The organism is Dyadobacter sp. CY261 (genome assembly GCF_021440085.1).
In the GTDB taxonomy this organism is placed as follows: domain Bacteria; phylum Bacteroidota; class Bacteroidia; order Cytophagales; family Spirosomataceae; genus Dyadobacter.
Window position 1 is genome coordinate 157218 of the sequence record NZ_JAKCPW010000002.1, and the last position, 16564, is coordinate 173781.

Here is a 16564-nt window from a genome sequence, read left to right on the forward strand (position 1 = left end):
ATCGTCCATCATACCGTATCCGGCGGTCGGCCGTCGAAAAACACATTTCAATAGCCAAAAGACCCTCCACCAACAGTATCCCGTCAGCCTCCCACGCTTTTCTGACGAAACTGCTACTCCAATGAAAACCACCTATACCATCCTTTTCGCCATTCTCGGCCTTGTGTCCTCCGCTTTTGCCCAGCAACCCGAGCTCTGCCAGGGCGCTTACTTTACCGAAGAGCAAGGTAAAGTATTCCTAGAAAAGCATATCCCAACGTCTAAAGTGGAGTGGGAAGCGCGGGCCGCGCAAATCCGACAACAGATCCGCGACGGGATGGATTTGCAGACATTGCCCGAAAAGCCGACCTCAGCGCCAATCATCCATTCCAGAAAGGAGATGGATGGCTACTCGATAGAAAACGTGGCATTTGAGAGTATGCCGGGCATTTACGTGACGGGGAATTTGTATAAACCGTTGAAGAAACAAAAGTCGTACGCGGCGGTCCTCGCGCCGCACGGGCATGGCGAGAACCCGCATGGGCGCTTCCGCGAGCAGACGCAAAAGCGCTGCGCCACGCTCGCTCGCATGGGTGCGATCGTGTTCGTCTGGGATATGGTAGGGCAGGGCGATTCAAGGCAATGCGAGCACAAAATGGCCAAAGCACTAAAACTGCAAACGATCAACAGCATCCGCGCCCTGGACTTTTTGCTGTCGATTCCCGGCGTCGATCCCAACCGTGTGGCCTGCACCGGCGAATCGGGTGGGGGAACTCAGGCATTCCTGTTGGCTGCATTGGATAACCGCGTGAAAGTTTCAGTACCGGTGGTGATGGTATCGGCCTATTTCTTCGGCGGCTGCGTTTGCGAAAGCGGCTTGCCAATTCACAAAAAAGGCGACTACCAGACGAATAATGTCGAAATAGCCGCATTGGCAGCCCCGCGCCCGATGATTATGATCTCCGACGGTGGCGACTGGACTAAGAACACGCCCGATGTGGAATATCCGTTCATGCAAAAAGTTTACGCACTATATGGCAAGAAGGATAACCTCGAAGCCGTGCATTTAGCCAACGAAAAGCATGACTACGGCCCGTCAAAGCGCAAGGCAATGTACGCATTCACGGCAAAGCACCTGAAACTGGACCTGAAAGCAGTGACTAACAAAGAAGGGCAAATCGACGAAGAGCCCGCGAAAGTGCTGGAACAAAAAGACCTGGCGGTATTCAATACGAGCCATCCACGTCCGACTAACGCAGTAATGGGTGACGAAGCGGTGCTCAAACTTTTATAATTGCGCCTATGATTTTCGTCATTGTACTGGCCGCCATTGCATTCATCGTCCTCAGTTCTACTGTTTTCAAAATGCATCCGCTGGTCGGGCTACTTCTTGCTGCGCTGGGTGTAGGTGTTTTCTCAGGACTGCCCATTGATAAGCTGGCGGAGACCATTGGTAAAGGTTTTGGTGAATTGATGTCCAAGATTGGCCTGATGGTGATTCTGGGCTGCGTCATAGGTGCTATTTTGGACAAGTCGGGTGCTGCAATTAAGGTTGCGGACGTAATTCTGAAACTTTTTGGTGAAAGACGCCCTGCATTTGCCATGTCGGTGATAGGCGGTATCGTGGGCATCCCAGTTTTCTGTGATTCCGGGTTTATCATTTTACACAAACTCAACCAGATCGTTGCCAAGAGAACAGGCAAGCCACTGGCTACCATTGCATTGTCACTCTCCGGAGGCCTTTTCGCGACGCATACACTTGTTCCGCCCACGCCCGGCCCATTGTCTGCGGCAGGTAACCTGGGTATTCCCGATTCAATTGGTCTGGTAATATTGATAGGATTGATTGTTTCCATTCCCAGCCTTTTTCTCTCGACCTGGTTTGCAGGAAGGTTTGCGGCCAAAGTTACGCTGGTGGAGGATGCAGCTGTGGAAGAGCCTGTGATGATCGAAAAGCTGTTACCACCAGCCTGGAAAGCTTTCATGCCCATTGTACTACCTATTTTGCTTATTACTCTGGCCTCATTTGCCAAAATCCTGCATTTCCCTGATGAGTTGACGCGCTGGCTGAATTTCCTCGGTAGCCCACTGGTGTCGTTCCTGCTTGCCATCTTTTTCAGTTACTCTCTCTTTCCTGAAAATGCTTCCCAGCGCATGATGGACTGTTTTAAAAGTGGTATCGAACATTGCGGCACCACGCTCGTGTTGGTAGGGGCGGGCGGTGCATTCGGCGCTATTTTAAAGGAAACTTCTTTGAAGGATATGGTCAGTGAATGGCTGCTGCACAATGAAATGTCGGGAGCGTATTTGCTTGCGATTGCTTTCCTGATTGCTGTTTTTTTTAAAACTGCTCAGGGGTCTACCACGTCGGCGATGGTACTAACCACCAGCATTCTGGCACCACTACTGGCGTCGCTCGGTTTTGTAACGCCCGTTCAAATAACATTGGTAGTTATGGCAGTCGGCAGCGGCGCGATGATCGTATCGCATACGAACGATGCGTGGTTTTGGGTCGTGTCGCAGTTTACCGGCATTTCACCGAAGGATACCTATCGCACGCATACGATTCTGACAGGATTGCAGGGTATTGCAAGTTTTGTCACGACGATGGTATTGTACTTGATTCTGGGCTGAGCGCTTTAATCTCATGCGTGTCGAATTCATCTTAGTCCATTCACAAAATATGGATTGATAAAAACAAATGTCACCCTGAGCGAAGCCAAAGTGAAATGCGTGATGCAAATAGCCTTCGACTTCGCTCAGGGTGACATAACGTTGTATCATTATATCAGCCTGAGGCTTTGTTTCTTAAACGCCCAACTCAGCCAAAACCTCTGAAACCTTAGCAGCTGCTTCTTTGAATTCGATCGCAGAAGATACTTTCAAACCGGATTCGTTGATAATGCGTGCACCTTCTTCCGCATTGGTGCCTTGCAGACGAACGATGATCGGGACCGGAATTTCGCCGATCGCTTTGTACGCTTCCACCACACCCGCAGCAACGCGGTCGCAACGAACGATACCACCGAAGATGTTGATCAGGATCGCTTTCACGTTCGGATCTTTGAGAATGATACGGAAACCCGCCTCTACAGTGCGTGCGTTCGCGCCACCGCCAACATCGAGGAAGTTGGCAGGCTCACCGCCCGAAAGTTTGATCAAGTCCATTGTTGCCATGGCAAGTCCGGCTCCGTTTACCATACAACCTACGTTTCCATCCAGTTTTACGTAGTTCAGGTTATTAGCACCTGCTTCTACTTCCAATGGATCTTCTTCGTTAGTATCGCGCATTTCGGCCAGTTCCGGATGACGGTACAGTGCATTGTCGTCCAGGTCAACTTTGGCATCTACGGCGAGGATTTTGTTGTCGGATGTTTTCAAAACCGGGTTGATTTCGAACATCGACGAATCGCTTTCTATATAGGCCTTGTAAAGAGAAGTGATAAATTTCACCATTTCCTTGAAAGCATCGCCTTCCAAACCGAGGGCGAAAGCCACTTTACGTGCCTGGAATGGCTGCAATCCAACTTTGGGATCGATCCATTCCTTCATGATTTTTTCAGGAGTATGTTCCGCAACCTCTTCGATGTCCATACCACCTTCGGTGCTGGCCATGATCACGTTGCAGTTTCTGGCACGATCCAGGAGGATCGAGAGATAATATTCTTTCGGCTCGCTTGGGCCTGGATAGTATACGTCTTCTGCAATCAGGACTTTGTTTACTCTCTTGCCTTCTGCACCAGTCTGGTGCGTTACCAATACTTTGCCCAGGATATTGTTGGAGATGGTCCTGACATCTTCAACGGACTTAGCCAATGCAACACCGCGTTGCTCGCTGCCGACGATACGGCCTTTGCCGCGGCCACCTGCGTGAATCTGGGATTTTACAACATACCACTTGGTGCCTGTCTGCTGGCTGAGCTCACGTGCAACCTCCACAGCTTTATCCGGAGTGTCGGCTACGAGGCCTTCCTGAATACGCACACCGTATTTTTTAAGAACGCTTTTGCCTTGATATTCGTGAATATTCATGAGTATAAAAGTAAATTGGTATTTTCACGGCAAATTAAGGAATTAATCAAAACGGGCGTGTTTTAGGCGCAATTATCTTTTCATTATGGAGCTACTTCGGGCGAGTGGGATCAGGCGTACTTATGGTTCTTTGCAGGTTTTAAAAGGCATTGATCTCGAAGTAAAAAAGGGCGAAGTAGTGGCCATCGTCGGGCCGTCGGGAGCGGGGAAAAGTACCTTCCTGCACATCCTCGGAACGCTGGACAGGCCGGAGCACGGAGAGGTGATTATCGACGGTATTAATGTCTTCACCCAAAAGGACAGAGAGCTTGCACGCTTCCGAAACGAGAAGATCGGGTTCATCTTTCAGTTCCATAATCTGCTGGCGGAGTTCACGGCTTTGGAGAACGTTTGTATGCCAGGTTATATCAATGGGAATGTCAATGAAAAGGAGATCCAGGGCCGCGCCAAAGAGCTGCTCGACCTGCTCGGCCTCGGCAGCCGGACCGACCATCTACCTTCCCAACTCTCCGGCGGCGAACAGCAGCGCGTAGCAGTGGCACGTGCATTACTGAACCGTCCCGCCATCGTCCTGGCCGATGAGCCCAGCGGCAACCTCGATTCACATAATGCATTGGATCTTCATAAGCTATTCTTCAAACTCCGTGACGAAACCGGGCAGACGTTCGTCATCGTAACGCACAACGAGGAACTGGCCGAAATGGCCGACCGCAGATTAGTCATGCAGGATGGATTAATGTTACAATGAAAAACCGGCTGCCAGTTTCCTGACAGCCGGTTTTATATTTTCCGAAGATACGGAGGCTTGATTACATCATGCCACCCATTCCGCCGCCGTGGCTGTGGCCACCGCCAGCAGGAGCTTCTTCTGGCTCGTCAGCGATCACGCATTCTGTTGTAAGCAACAGACCTGCAATAGAGGCTGCGTTTTCCAGAGCAAGACGGGATACTTTCTTAGGATCGATGATACCAGCTTCCAAAAGGTCTGTGTAAACATTGTCCTTCGCATTGTAACCGTAAGCACCTGTTCCTTCTTTCACTTTCTGAACAACCACAGATGGTTCCTGACCGGAGTTAGAAACGATGGTTCTCAAAGGAGCTTCCAAAGCAACGCGGATGATATTGATGCCGGTTTTTTCGTCTTCGTTAGAGCCTTCAACGCCCTCCAGAGCGGCAGTAGCACGGATGTAAGCTACACCACCACCTGCAACGATACCTTCTTCAACGGCAGCGCGGGTTGCGTGCAATGCATCGTCAACGCGGTCTTTTTTCTCTTTCATTTCAACCTCAGTTGCAGCTCCGATGTAAAGGATAGCCACACCACCTGACAATTTAGCCAGACGTTCCTGAAGTTTCTCGCGATCGTAATCAGAAGTTGTGTTTTCGATCTGCGATTTGATTTGGTTTACGCGTCCTGCGATTTCCTCAGGAGCACCGCTACCGTTAACGATAGTTGTGTTGTCCTTGTCGATAATCACTTTTTCTGCCGTTCCAAGGTAGTCCAAAGTGGCGTTTTCCAATTTGTATCCTTGTTCTTCGCTAATTACTGTTCCGCCAGTAACTTTTGCGATGTCTTCCAGCATTGCTTTACGACGGTCACCGAAGCCAGGAGCTTTCACAGCAGCTACTTTCAATGCACCGCGGATTTTATTCACTACCAATGTAGCCAATGCTTCTCCGTCAACATCCTCTGCAAGAATAAGCAACGGACGGCCGGTTTGAGCTACTGCTTCCAATACAGGAAGAAGTTCTTTCATAGAAGAGACTTTCTTCTCAGAGATCAGGATGAACGGGCGTTCCAGTTCAGCTTCCATTTTCTCGGTGTTGGTTACAAAGTACGGAGACAGGTAACCGCGGTCGAACTGCATACCTTCCACAGTTTTAACTTCTGTTTCAGTTCCGCGAGCTTCTTCAACGGTGATAACACCTTCTTTACCTACTTTCTCCATTGCCTCAGCGATCATCTGACCGATCTCTTCGTCATGGTTAGCGGAAATTGTAGCAACCTGAGCGATCTCTTTGGAAGTAGAGATATTTTTTTTCTGAGCTTCGAGGTCCTTTACGATGATCGTAACGGCTTTGTCGATACCACGTTTCAAATCCATCGGGTTAGCGCCGGCAGCTACGTTTTTCACACCGATCGAATAGATCGCCTGTGCAAGAACAGTAGCAGTAGTCGTACCATCACCAGCTGAGTCAGCAGTTTTAGAAGCGACTTCTTTCACCAGTTGAGCTCCCATGTTTTCGATAGGATCTTTCAGGTCGATCTCTTTGGCAACAGTAACACCATCTTTGGTGATGCTTGGAGAACCGAACTTCTTGTCGATTACAACGTTACGGCCGCGAGGTCCCAATGTAACTTTAACGGCGTCAGCCAATGTGTCCACGCCCTTTTTGATCTTGTCGCGTGCTTCTGTGTCAAAAAATATTTTCTTAGACATAACAATTAATAATTTGAAAAAACCTTAAGAGAAACTATTGAATCTGAGTATTTGGATTAGCCGATAACGGCGTAAATATCCGACTCACGCATAATCAGGACATCTTTTCCTTCGTATGCCAATTCAGTGCCTGAGTACTTACCGTACAATACGGTATCTCCAACTTTTACTGTAAGCGGCTCGTCTTTTTTACCGGGGCCAACTGCGAGAACAGTTCCGCGCTGTGGCTTTTCCTTTGCAGTATCAGGGATAATGATACCAAATGCTGTTTTTTCTTCGGCTGGGGCAGGTTCGATCAGAACGCGGTCAGCTAGCGGTTGTACATTCACTTGTATTTCTGCTAAAGTTGACATAAATATTAAACGTTTATTTTAATTGTCAGTAATGATTAGACTCCCATCCGGATAGCACAATCTATGCCAGGCGCTCTGCTCTGACATTTTTTCCGGCAAATGTGACAAATTTGTATTCAGCCGTGTCGTTATGGTACTATAATGTCATTTGTGTGTCAGGAATGCTGAAATCTTGCATTCAGCGATTGAATTCACTAAATTTTATCGGCACCAAATTGAAAACCCAATGGCAGAACTTGATCAGAACTGGCTTACCGAAGGAATTTTTGATTATGAATACAAAAAATATGTACTCATGGGCTACTTCCAGCACATCAGGGACCAGTTCACACACAACCGATTGCACCCCTACCTGCCAGAATTGAAGCAGCATCTCGACACATGTGTCAGCATTCAAAAAAACAAAAGCAGGATCAAAACGGGTTTACCCAAAAATCTAACCGGTATCGACGTCAGTACCTGGCAATTACAATACGAAGAGATACATCAGGACGACGCGTTCATGTCGGACCTGAACTACATTCTTGACTTTGCGATCCCCCGTTTTTCAAAATCCATCGAGGAAGGAACGGAGCGGTTTTCGGAAGTTGAAGAGAATGTGCGGGTTTCGCCGGTGGGTATTGTTCCGCTGCATTTGCAGGAGGGTTACCTGCTCTTCCTGCACACTTTTCAACCGCTGGTCAGTGTTTTTCAATATCAGCTTGCATTGTACAATGCATTGAAAGAACGTTATCTGAAAACACATTATGTGGAAACCGTCCGGATTGGCGTCGGCAATACAGTCTCGCAAATCAAGGTCGATTTAACGAAGCGAAACCGTACAATGCCAAATCCTGCTACTTATGTAGTAGAGTCAAAATATGATTATCCATTGCAGGAAACGCTGCTTCCGGTTGCGGAGCGGCTGATGTTACGGGAGATTAATGTCGCGTGAAACGTCGCGTGAAAACGTCGCGTGAGATGATTTTTATTGGCGCATAAAAAAACCTGCGATGTTGGTCACAGGTTTTTGTTTTTCGGGCTAAAGCCTCTTTGTTATTTCGTTGTGTCGGCAGGTGCAGCAGCTGGTGTGGTTGTGCCAGCCGGTGCGGTTTGGCCGGCAGGTGCAGCGCCTTCCTGTTGTGCGGGTGCAGGGGCGATCTTGCCACCTGGAACTACTGCATTCTGTGCTCTTTCCACGTTAATACTTTTGATACCGGTACCAGCGTTGCTTCCGCCCACCATAATGTAAGATGCCAGTGAAATAAGGATCACCGCGCTTGCAAGGCCCCAGGTAATTTGTTCCAACAAATCAGTCGTCTTTTTAACACCAAACATTTGGGTAGTTCCTGCGCCACTAAACTCGCTTGAAAGCCCTCCTCCTTTTGAATTTTGGACCAAAACGACCAAAATCAACAATACTGCAACAATGGCAACCAGAATAATTAAACCCAAATACATGTTTTAGACGAATTTTGAATGAGTGAATGAGTGAATGTGTGAATGAGTGAATTAACTTACTGACTATTGAACTCTCCTAATTATGATGATCGTGCGTACAATTCGCTTAATTTTTTTGCAAAGTAATTTCTTTTTTCTGGTTTTTTCAAAATCAATTTTTGATAGACGTCTATTGCCTTTTCAATTTTTCCCTGCCGGATGAGGATATTGGCAAATGCTTCGGTCTCAACGCCGCCGTCTCCACCAGCCCCAATCCTGCCGCTCACGTCCAGCATAACCGGCTCCAGATTATTATCCTGCCGGGCAATACGCGGGTTCTTTTTCATGAAACCCTGGATGATCTGCTGCTGCCTGCGCTGCTCTTCACTCCGTTGCAATTCGGCGGAAGCCTGCTGTTCTACGGTACTTATAAGGATGTCGTCGCTATTGAGCGGCTCAGGTGCCTGTGGTTCGAGAATGTCGTCCACATCCACAGTAGCGTCATAGCGTTCATTATCGCTTTCGACCAGTTGTTGCAATGCGACACGGCTGAGGGCGTAAGCGGCTGCCCGCGGACGGGTTTGTTCCAGCTTTTCGGTTCCGGCTAGGCTCGATGCCTTGGCTAGCATCGAATAGGGGATCTGGCAATAAGGAAATGCCTTGATCGTGGCTTCCAGTTGCGGGATCACATCGGCGGTGATCAGGCCAGGGTTTTTCACCAACTGATCAAATGTTTCCTTATCGATGAGCGCCATGTTCCGGGTGTTAATGAGAAAGTCGAGATGTTGAAATTGAAAGATCAGGCAGGGCGGTTCCTACCAGTCGGCTGCGGATTTATTAAAGATCTGCTGCACAAGGTTTTCGCGAATGGTTGGAAGGAGTCGCGCTTCGTTTTGGTTAAGTGTTTGATCCTGAGGGAAATCCGCATAATATGTAAACGACTGGTCGAAGTTTTTCGTCTCGTCTTTTGCATTGGTGTAACGCACTTGTACCGTCACATTCAAGCGGTTCAGACCTGCCTGGTCATTTGCAGTCGGCGCCGCCGGGGTTACGTCATAGCCGGTAATGGACCCTTCTAAAACAAGGTCGCCACCGCCCGGCTGGCTCACGAGGCTGGTATTTCGCTGGAAATATTCTTTCAAATCCTCCGTAACGCGCTGCGGCAAGTCGCTTGGACCGCCCGCAGTGCCCATGGTGAAGTTCAGCACGCTGAATGTCTTAATGTCAGGCGAGAGATTGGTCCCTGTAAATGAATATACCCCGCAGCCCGACAGGAAGACCGGACAAATCAGGAAGACCAACGCCCACACTTTCCGACTCGACCTCCGGCCAAATCTGGCAAGCACATTACAATTATTCTTCAATGTCGTATTGTTTGATTTTCCTGTATAACGTACGCTCAGAAATGCCTAATGCATTCGCGGCATATTTTCGTTTGTTATTATTCTTACGAAGCGCTTTAATGATCATTTCTTTCTCCTTGTCTTCCAATGAAAGTGATTCCTCCTCGGCGGTTACGTGCGTCACGTCCTCGATTTCGTCGCGCTCGTCAGAATATCGATCGAGGTCGACGGTCCGTGAGGGAGGCGGCGTGAGCAGGCGTGCTGGTTCGATGGTAGGAGTGGTAATGGTCGGCTCGGAATTATTCAACGAACTGAATAGCTCCTGGTGATCTTTGAGGATATCGCCACCATATTTTTCATTTTCCAGTACATTCCTCACGAGCTTTTTCAATTCCGTCATATCCCGCCGCATGTCGAAAAGAATTTTATATAGCAGCTCGCGCTCCGAAAATGAGGTGGCATCGTCGCCACCGGTGCGTAATGGGACTAATGCCTTCCGACCCGCGGGCTGCACTGGATTCAGGTAATGGTTCAGCGTTCCGATGCTAATCGGGAGCTCTTTATCCGTTTCCAGAATAGTGATCTGCTCGGCGATATTTTTGAGCTGGCGGATGTTTCCCGGAAATGCATATTGCACCAAAAGATCACGTGCTTCGCCATCGAGCCTTACCGGCTTGGTGCGGTACCGCTCGGAGAAGTCATTAGTAAACTTCCTGAAAAGAAGTAAAATATCCTCCCCGCGGTCGCGCAAAGGCGGTACGTAAATAGGGACGGTATTCAGGCGGTAATATAAATCTTCCCTGAATTTGCCATGATTCACCGCGTCGAGCAAGTTGACATTAGTGGCCGCTACAACGCGGACATTTGTCTTTAAAACTTTGGACGATCCTACTCGAATATATTCCCCGTTTTCCAAGACGCGAAGCAATCTGGCTTGTGTACCAAGCGGCATTTCACCCACTTCATCCAGGAAAATCGTCCCGCTGTTTGTCGTCTCAAAGTATCCTTTGCGTGCATCCAACGCGCCGGTAAATGCCCCTTTTTCATGCCCGAAGAGCTCGGAATCAATGGTGCCCTCAGGTATCGCACCGCAGTTAATAGCGATAAACGGACCGTGTTTCCGTGAACTCAGGCTGTGTATAATCTTTGAAAATGATTCTTTTCCGCTACCGCTTTCACCGGTGATCAATACCGTCAGGTCGGTCGCCGCGACCTGTACGGCCACATTGATCGCGTGGTTCAGCCCCGACGAGCTGCCGATGATCCCGAAGCGGTTTTTTATTGCTTGTATTTCCGATGAATCCATAAAATAGCTGAGGGCTTCCGGCTGACCGAAAGCCTTTAGTTGATTGTCAAAACGGGTTTAAAATAATGGACAATGCATTAACCCAAAACTAGCTCGGGTTGCAGCACGCGTCCCAGCAGGGTAGCGGCGTTGCAATCAGTAATAAGCACGTTTACATATTGCCCTTTTTCATAATTTTCGCGTGGGAACACCACCATTTTATTCTGGTCGCTCCGTCCGCTCAGGTCCTCATCCGATTTTTTGGAAGGCCCTTCGATCAGCACTCTCTGAACGGTACCCAACAGTCGTTGATTGCGTTCGAGCGAAAGGCGTCGCTGCACTTCGATAATCTCGGCAAGCCTTCTCTTTTTGATGTCTTCCGGAATGTCGTCCGAAAACTTCTTTGCGGCCAATGTTCCCGGCCTTTCAGAGTACGTAAACATATAACCGAAATCAAATCTGGCATATTCCATCAGCGATATCGAATCCCGGTGCTCTTCTTCGGTTTCAGTGCAGAATCCGGCAATCATATCATGCGAAACACCGCAGTCATCGCCCAATATCCGGCGGATCGCATCAATGCGATCGATGTACCATTCGCGGGTGTAGGTCCGGTTCATGATTTCCAGCACGCGGGTGTTGCCGCTTTGTGCAGGAAGGTGTATGTGGTTGCAGATGTTGTCATACTTTTTGATGGTATACAACACCTCGTCGGTAATGTCTTTCGGGTGCGAAGTACTGAACCGCACACGGAGTTCAGGACTAATTTGGGCAACCATTTCGAGTAGATTGGCAAAGTTCACCAGCATTTGGCCGGAAGTTTCACCTACCACATTTCCTTCCGACTTCCATTTGTAGCTGTCGACATTCTGGCCAAGAAGCGTTACTTCGCGGTAACCGTCACGAAACAGGTCTTCGGCTTCCTTAACTATAGAATAAGCGTCACGGCTGCGTTCGCGGCCACGCGTGAACGGTACCACGCAGAAACTGCACATATTGTCACAGCCTCGCATGATCGAGATAAATGCGGATACTCCGTTGGAGTTGAGGCGAATCGGCGAAATGTCAGCGTAAGTTTCTTCACGGGAAAGGAACACATTTACGCCCTTTTGACCTGTTTCTGCTTCTTCCACCAATCGCGGCAGGTCGCGATAAGCGTCAGGGCCCGTCACGATATCCACCATTTTTTCCTCTTCCAGAAACTTTGTTTTAAGCCGTTCCGCCATACAGCCCAATACGCCAATCAGCGTTCCGGGCCTGTTCTTTTTGATGAAATTGAGTTGTTTAAGACGGTTTCTTACTTTTTGTTCGGCATTATCACGGATGGAGCAGGTATTCAAAAAAATCAGATCCGCATTATTGGCGTCCGAAGTAGTGACAAAGCCAGCATCGCGCATCACGGAGGCCACGATCTCACTGTCTGAGAAATTCATCTGACAGCCATAGCTTTCGATAAACAGCCTTTTTTTTCCTGATAGCGGTTCGTTTTCCGAAACTCGCACTGTTTCGCAGGCTTCCTTGTCCGCCTCCGTCAATATTTTTAGTGAATCTGCAATTCTTTGTTCCATGAGAAGGAAATCTTAAACGCTCAAAGTGCAAAGATAGGAAAATTTGGATGAAAACTGACAAACTGTCATACAATGGAGGGCCTGGGGAGAGATCAAAACGGATAGCCAACGCCAAGGTTGATATTCAGCGAATTGGCTTCCGTGCGCCTGAAAAGGTGTTTGAATTTCAATTCGTCGAGCACGAAACGCTCTAACGCCGGATCGTACACTTTTACGCCGAAGTCGAAGCGGAGGACAAAGAAGGAAAGGTCATAACGGATTCCAAAGCCCGTTCCGACGGCCATTTCTCGCAGTAATTTATTGGCTTTGAACTTCTGATCATCCGAAGTGGCATTGGCCAGTCGCCATACATTTCCAGCATCGATAAACAATGCGTAATTGATATCGCCAAAGAATTTCGCGAGAAAACCGCGCCATTCCAGGTTACCTTCGAGCAGGAACTCTCCTGGCGATTCAATAGATAGATTGTTGTACGTTACAGGCGCAGCCGAACCCGGACCAAGCCTGCGAGGCAGCCATGCGCGCAAGCTGTTTGAGCCCCCTGCGAAAAAGTATTTCTCATAAGGCGGCACTTTGGTGCTGTCGCCATAACTGAAAATGGCCCCGGCGTTGATGCGGGCAACGAAGGACGAACGACGGCCGGTTGCCCAGTAGCGGCGGTAATCGGCATTCCAGCGAACATATTTATAAAATTGAAGAGAATCGTTGCCGAAAATATTTCTGATTACTTCCTGCTGGCGCGGTAGCACATTCAGCGACGTTCCGCCAGATTCCAACGCAACCCGGAAATATTGCGCGTTTTTCGGAGGTCCTGCAATTGGGTTAGTATTGTAAACGAAACTCAGGTTAATATCCGATACGAATGACTGATTAAAGCTGTAAATGAGGTTGTTACCCTGATCTTTCAATGCGATCAGAAGTGAATCAAAATCTCCCCGTTTACGGGTCGTGTTCAGGATGTTCAGGTCAATCAGCGAAACGTTAACGAGCGTGGTGGTGGTGGGCTGCCAGGAATAGGTTGTATTGATCTTAATATTCGTCCGGGTATATTCCGGTCGGTTCACATAATTATAACCCAAATTCAGCTGCGTCCGGGGGTTAAGGTTGGCCGTTTTTCGCTTGAAAAGGTTCTGCGGCGTGAGCAGGCGCGGGAAAGTAAGCGACGTATTCACCGCTATCTCCTCGCTTTTATAAATCTGCCGGTTTCCTACAAAATTCGGCACCAGCTCGATCCCCCCGCGTATGCTCGCTTCGAAGTTCTCCATGCCATTGAACACATTTCTGATCTTGTACGACAGGTTGGCAAACGGGCCCGGCGTGCCCTGCAACTGGATCACGTTTAAACCGAGGTCGGTAGAAATCTGGTATTTATCGAGTGGGATCGCTTTAAAGTAACTGTTAATACCCTGGCCGGTTGAGTCCAGCGAATAATTGTAATTCACAAAACGGAACTGGTCGGTGAGCGACAATTGCTGTTGAGTGTCGCGTTCCTTTTTCTGGCTATAAAATGTTTTCGGTCGGACCTGAATTTTGGTATCGAGTACTTTTGTAGAGAACTTTTTATCCGAAAACATGTATTTGATGCCAGCGAACGTACTCGTATCCTTTCGAAAAATAGAGTCGGGCACACCGGATGGCGGAAGGACCTCAAAATTGACCGAATTAATCGAATAGCGTTTCACCGCCACCGGTGGCATGTCGACAAGCACTGTCACATCCACGGATTTGAAAAGACTATCGGTTGCACGGCTGGTCACCGTGTCGTTTACGATATAACTTACATTCTGCCTCGAAAAGCCCATATAACCTTCATTTCGAAGCAACGTTTCAATGCGGATGCGTTCTTCTTCAAATGCATCGCCATCATACCGTTTGCGAGGCAGTAGTGCGGCATTCTTCGAATCGGCCTTGATCAGGCTATCGGCAAGAGCGCTATTGACCTGATATTGCAGGTTGCGTATCATGGTCGCGCGGTTTTCAGTAACCAGATAAGCGACCCGGATGCGTTTGAAGATCGTATCGGGTTTGAAAGTAACTTTCGCGTCGAAAAAGCCATTGTTATACAGGTATTTCTGCATTTTCTCGGCATTCTGAACAACGTCTGCCTGCAAGTAAAATACAGGCGGCTCGCCGAGTACGCGCATCCAGAAGTTTCCCTGGGTAGCCCGAGCTTGCGCTTTTTCCAGCTTCTTCGCGTACCTGCGCTGGATTCTTTCGAGCTTTCGGGGTGAATTTGCATGATCCTGGGATTCTTTCTGGTAATTTTGCGTCACCTCGATCACCTTTCGCTGCTTTTCCTCACGGTTATAAAACAGTTCGCCGAAACGGTAAAGGCCAAGATAAGGGAAGATTGGGAAGCCCAGCAACCGCCGGTTTGGCCTCTGCGGAATCAGCGCGTCGAGCTCTGAATCACTCACGACGCGATTTCCTTTGATCGAAGAATTGCCGAGCAAAAAACCTTTGGAAGTGGGTTTGGGGGCGCAGGAAAATAGTCCCGTCAGGATCAGGAAAATCAACCAGCCGTATATAGTCCTACAATTAATATTCAATGTTGTCAAAAAATCGTATTAAATATATTAACTCGCTTAAAATCAAGAAGTACCGTCAGCTTCATGAGGCCTTTTTGGTAGAAGGCGCCAAAAGTGTACTGGAACTGCTTGATTCTGATTTTGAAACCGAGTTTGTACTGGTAACACAGGAATTTCAGCAAAAATACTCAAGTATTTTAACCCGGCATAACTCCGACGTTGAAACGGTGACTATCCAGGAGTTGGAAGGGCTTGGGTCTTTTCAAACAAATGATTCCTGCCTGGCTGTGGCTAAAACGAAGGAAAATGTGTTTTTGTCTCCCGCGCCGACTGAATATATGCTTGTGCTGGACGACGTCAGGGACCCCGGTAATCTGGGCACAATCATCCGCGTGGCCGATTGGTACGGCATTACCAAGATAATTTGCTCGCGTGACACCACCGACTTTTACAACCCCAAAGTGATCGCCGCCGCCAAAGGCTCGTTTACCCGCGTAAGCATCTACTACACCGATTTGGCCGAATATTTTGAAAAAATAAAAGACTTGGATCAAAAGGTCATGGGGGCATTTCTGGGCGGTGATTCCTTATATGACTTTGCATTTCCGGCCAATGGCGGGATCATCGTTATGGGCAATGAGTCAAATGGTATTGGAAATCAGGTTGAGGCTTTTGTGACCGACAAGATCATGATCCCAAGGTTTGGAGCCGCCGAATCGCTCAATGTCGGCATCGCGACGGCCGTTATGCTCGATAATATGAGAAGGCAGGTGCCTGTATAGCGCCTGCTATTCGTGCGCGGCCTTGTGCGAAAGCTCTTCGGCGTATTCCTTGCCCAGGTAATTGTCGATAAAGTAATGTGCAACGTACAAAAGCGGCGTCAACAAAATCGCCACTACTGCTTTATATAGGTAATTGATCGTCCCTACGGAAAAGACAAGTTTCAGGTCCCAGTTTCCAAAAACATAGAATGCAATCCCGATCACAACGAAGCTGTCGATCAATTGTGAGAACATGGTCGAACCAGTGGCCCGCAGCCAGATAAAGCGGCTGCCGGTTTTTCTGCGAAGCCAGGAGAACACGACGATATCCAGCAGCTGACCAAGCAAAAAGGCAGTAATCGAGCCGATCATGATCCCCAATCCCTGATTAAAGATTTTTGAAAAAGCATCATTGATATTGAATGTGTTACCGTGCGTATCGGTGTTGTTAAGGTCGAGCCAGAACTGAGCGGGCGGGAGTTTTGTGGCAGTAAAAATGATCAGAAACGTGTAAACGATCAAGATCGAAGTGAAGTAGGATATTCTTTTGACACCCTTCCGCCCAAAATATTCGTTGATAATATCCGAGGTAATAAACACAACCGGCCAGCTGATGACCCCGGCCGTCATGTTAAAGTCAAGCTTCTGACCGCCGATCGGCAATTGTGCCGGGGCAATGCCCAAAAGTGTCTCCACTGAAAATATTTTGCCGCCAATGATCTCCGCGATGAGCGCGTTGGTCAAAAAGATACCGCAAAGGAGGAGGAACAGGCGTTGTCGTTTGGCCTCCTGAATGGTTCTGTCGGGGATGGTCATCGGGCAATATGTACTTTCAGTGGAGGTTTAGGTTTAAAT

15 protein-coding genes are annotated in these 16564 nt (G+C 48.4%); 5 read left to right on the plus strand and 10 right to left on the minus strand.

Features of this window, described 5'->3' with window-relative positions; all coding sequences use genetic code 11:
* Nucleotides 1-121: 121 nt before the first annotated feature.
* Nucleotides 122-1273, plus strand: coding sequence for a S9 family peptidase (locus tag LZD49_RS07985; RefSeq protein WP_234666818.1), 1152 nt, complete (start codon nucleotides 122-124; stop codon nucleotides 1271-1273).
* A gap of 8 nt (nucleotides 1274-1281) precedes the next feature.
* Nucleotides 1282-2613 carry a GntP family permease gene (locus tag LZD49_RS07990; protein WP_234666819.1) on the plus strand — a complete coding sequence of 444 codons (1332 nt, stop codon included), beginning with the start codon at nucleotides 1282-1284 and terminating at the stop codon, nucleotides 2611-2613.
* Nucleotides 2614-2787: 174 nt separating this feature from the next.
* Here the strand turns inward: LZD49_RS07990 and sucC are convergent, their stop codons facing one another.
* Complete coding sequence (gene sucC, locus LZD49_RS07995) at nucleotides 2788-4011, minus strand: ADP-forming succinate--CoA ligase subunit beta (RefSeq protein WP_234666820.1); 1224 nt, start codon at nucleotides 4009-4011, stop codon at nucleotides 2788-2790.
* An 85-nt stretch (nucleotides 4012-4096) separates the two neighbouring features.
* On the opposite strand from sucC, the gene LZD49_RS08000 reads away from it, so the two are divergent.
* Nucleotides 4097-4759 (plus strand): ABC transporter ATP-binding protein, encoded by a 663-nt coding sequence (locus LZD49_RS08000; protein WP_234666821.1) that lies wholly within the window; start codon nucleotides 4097-4099, stop codon nucleotides 4757-4759.
* Between the two features lie 61 nt (nucleotides 4760-4820).
* Here LZD49_RS08000 and groL read toward each other — a convergent pair whose 3' ends face one another.
* Nucleotides 4821-6452: a chaperonin GroEL gene (groL, locus tag LZD49_RS08005; protein ID WP_234666822.1), complete on the minus strand. Its 1632-nt coding sequence runs from the start codon at nucleotides 6450-6452 to the stop codon at nucleotides 4821-4823.
* 56 nt (nucleotides 6453-6508) lie between these two features.
* Nucleotides 6509-6805 carry a co-chaperone GroES gene (gene groES, locus LZD49_RS08010; RefSeq protein ID WP_234666823.1) on the minus strand — a complete coding sequence of 99 codons (297 nt, stop codon included), beginning with the start codon at nucleotides 6803-6805 and terminating at the stop codon, nucleotides 6509-6511.
* A gap of 226 nt (nucleotides 6806-7031) precedes the next feature.
* On the opposite strand from groES, the gene LZD49_RS08015 reads away from it, so the two are divergent.
* A complete protein-coding gene (locus LZD49_RS08015) occupies nucleotides 7032-7739 on the plus strand; it encodes a hypothetical protein (RefSeq protein ID WP_234666824.1) in 708 nt (235 codons plus the stop codon).
* 101 nt (nucleotides 7740-7840) lie between these two features.
* On the opposite strand, the gene secG is transcribed toward LZD49_RS08015, so the two are convergent.
* From secG to LZD49_RS08045, 6 genes are all read right to left on the minus strand, one after another.
* A complete protein-coding gene (gene secG / locus LZD49_RS08020) occupies nucleotides 7841-8245 on the minus strand; it encodes a preprotein translocase subunit SecG (RefSeq protein WP_234666825.1) in 405 nt (134 codons plus the stop codon).
* Nucleotides 8246-8325: 80 nt separating this feature from the next.
* The gene (locus LZD49_RS08025) at nucleotides 8326-8979 is read right to left on the minus strand and encodes a hypothetical protein (RefSeq protein WP_234666826.1); all 654 of its coding nucleotides are present in this window, start codon (nucleotides 8977-8979) and stop codon (nucleotides 8326-8328) included.
* Nucleotides 8980-9039: 60 nt separating this feature from the next.
* Nucleotides 9040-9588 (minus strand): LptE family protein, encoded by a 549-nt coding sequence (gene lptE, locus LZD49_RS08030; protein ID WP_234666827.1) that lies wholly within the window; start codon nucleotides 9586-9588, stop codon nucleotides 9040-9042.
* Entirely contained in the window at nucleotides 9578-10873 is a 1296-nt protein-coding gene (locus LZD49_RS08035) for a sigma-54-dependent Fis family transcriptional regulator (protein WP_234666828.1), read from the minus strand. The genes lptE and LZD49_RS08035 overlap by 11 nt, the downstream gene beginning before the upstream one ends.
* A gap of 77 nt (nucleotides 10874-10950) precedes the next feature.
* Complete coding sequence (miaB, locus tag LZD49_RS08040) at nucleotides 10951-12420, minus strand: tRNA (N6-isopentenyl adenosine(37)-C2)-methylthiotransferase MiaB (protein WP_234666829.1); 1470 nt, start codon at nucleotides 12418-12420, stop codon at nucleotides 10951-10953.
* 92 nt (nucleotides 12421-12512) lie between these two features.
* A complete protein-coding gene (locus tag LZD49_RS08045; protein WP_234666830.1) occupies nucleotides 12513-14969 on the minus strand; it encodes a BamA/TamA family outer membrane protein in 2457 nt (818 codons plus the stop codon).
* Between LZD49_RS08045 and LZD49_RS08050 the strand changes: the two genes are divergently transcribed.
* Nucleotides 14969-15730 (plus strand): RNA methyltransferase, encoded by a 762-nt coding sequence (locus LZD49_RS08050; protein ID WP_234666831.1) that lies wholly within the window; start codon nucleotides 14969-14971, stop codon nucleotides 15728-15730. The genes LZD49_RS08045 and LZD49_RS08050 overlap by 1 nt on opposite strands.
* Nucleotides 15731-15736: 6 nt before the next feature.
* Here LZD49_RS08050 and LZD49_RS08055 read toward each other — a convergent pair whose 3' ends face one another.
* Nucleotides 15737-16525: a queuosine precursor transporter gene (locus LZD49_RS08055; protein ID WP_234666832.1), complete on the minus strand. Its 789-nt coding sequence runs from the start codon at nucleotides 16523-16525 to the stop codon at nucleotides 15737-15739.
* Nucleotides 16526-16564: the final 39 nt, after the last annotated feature.